The organism is Acinetobacter harbinensis (assembly GCF_000816495.1).
Classification (GTDB): Bacteria; Pseudomonadota; Gammaproteobacteria; order Pseudomonadales; family Moraxellaceae; genus Acinetobacter; species Acinetobacter harbinensis.
On record NZ_JXBK01000002.1, the window covers coordinates 38586 to 40212 of the forward strand.

The 1627-nt window shown below is 41.3% G+C and carries 3 protein-coding genes; 1 reads left to right on the plus strand and 2 read right to left on the minus strand.

Translation table 11 applies throughout. The features are described 5' to 3' along the window. Positions 1-379: thiol:disulfide interchange protein DsbG (gene dsbG / locus SE27_RS14560; protein WP_455549999.1), on the plus strand; the 379-nt coding region annotated here is incomplete at its 5' end. Between the two features lie 109 nt (positions 380-488). On the opposite strand, the gene SE27_RS12390 is transcribed toward dsbG, so the two are convergent. Together SE27_RS12390 and SE27_RS14150 are read right to left on the minus strand one after the other, a co-directional pair. Next, entirely contained in the window at positions 489-1124 is a 636-nt protein-coding gene (locus SE27_RS12390) for an alpha/beta fold hydrolase (RefSeq protein ID WP_052251762.1), read from the minus strand. A gap of 300 nt (positions 1125-1424) precedes the next feature. After that, on the minus strand, positions 1425-1627 hold a 203-nt coding region (locus SE27_RS14150; RefSeq protein ID WP_039624081.1), incomplete at its 5' end, for a transposase.

The window sequence follows — 1627 nt, forward strand, 5'->3', positions numbered from 1 at the left end:
TGTGTTTTCTGATCCCAATTGCCCGTATTGCCATACTTTTTGGCAACAGGCACGGCCTTGGGTAAAATCCGGTAAAGTGCAGTTACGTCATATCCAAGTGGCGGTCATCCGCCCAGAAAGTCGCGGGCAGGCGGCAAGTCTATTGGCCGCAGAAAATCCACAAAAAGCCTTTGAAGCATTCAGCCTCTCAGCCGGTAAGAAAAAACTCACCGAGCTTAAGCCGATTCCTCAGGCGATTGCCGCGCAATTGGATCATAATCAGGCCTTAATGGAAAAATATGGCTTCTATGCCACTCCGGCAGTGATTTGGAAAAACAGCCAAGGCGAGCTGCAATCTATGCAAGGCATCCCCAAAGAGCTTAAGACGATTTTTCGTTAATCCTTTAAAGCTGCCGCAATCTGGCCTACCTCGATATAAGCAGCACTGACAATTGATTATCCCCACGTTTAATCTGCTGATTAAAACTGGGGATGGTCTGAGCGCTCCCTTAAGCTGAGTTTTTTGATCCATACGCTTCTGGAGTAAGTATCTTTAAAAAGTTACCCATAACTTGACTTACTTCTAGCGCATGGCATTGGGCCAAATCATGCTGTCCTTGTAAAATAATATGCAGTTGCGCATGTACGAATTTAGCCTGTAGATGCTCAGCTACAGCAAGTGGACTAATCGGATCTTGATCGCCCCAAATTAAAAGCACAGGAACCTTAATCTTTGATAGGGCAGCTTCATAATTTATTTTACTGCTCATAAACCATTCAGGATAATCAGGATATTGTCTTTGATAGTCTGTGCGCCAATCTTGCACATTAAACTGGCTTAGATCTATGCCGCCTGAGGTGGCAATAAGCACCAAGGCAAGAACCTGCTCAGGCTGTCTTAGTGCTTTGGCAATTGCAAAAATTCCACCCATAGACTGGGCAATGAGAATCGATTTCGATGGAATACTGTCCACGACATAATCGGTTAATTGTTTGAAATTTTGTATATCCTGATTTTTAGCATAACCGCCAAAGCCAGGATAGGCGATGATTTGCTTTTCATGCTGTGCGGGCAGTAAATCCATTAAAGGCTGCCAAAAATCGACACTGCCTGATGCGCCGGGTAAAAAAATCAACTTTTTCATATAATCAATTTAAATCCTAAACCTAAACACAGTGGATAAAGTAAAATATTCAGTTGTTACAATATAGCTATTCTATCCGTGGCTTGGCTGATTGCGTTGGGCAATAAAATTATGATGTATCGCAGTATTTCAGTGAAAGTAGAGGAGCATGAAAGGCGGTATTGCGGCAGCACTATTTTCTGTGCTTATTGTACTTATTTTCTCATTACCCCGTTTTAATGCAGTCGCTTTTGTAGTTTATTCACTTGAGATAAATCCTACAATCGAGGAAATTATTTAACCTGAGTTCGACGAAATATTTTAGCTTTTTAGCAAGTTTTGGAAAGTTGGCTTATTTGGATTTAAGCAATAAGCCACTATCGCAGCCATAATATTCACCATAAAGTTATTCACCGAACGATGACGTGAATGGTCAATTTGATGTAAGTTTTTTAACTGATCATTCACTGTTTCGATCAATCCTCTTCTGCAAAGCAATTGTTTTTCTTCTTCAGTTTGGATGG

Excerpts from the sequence above, each read along its gene's own strand:
- SE27_RS12390 (WP_052251762.1), bottom strand. The coding sequence starts at position 1,124 with ATGAAAAAGTTGATTTTTTTACCCGGCGCATCAGGCAGTGTCGATTTT.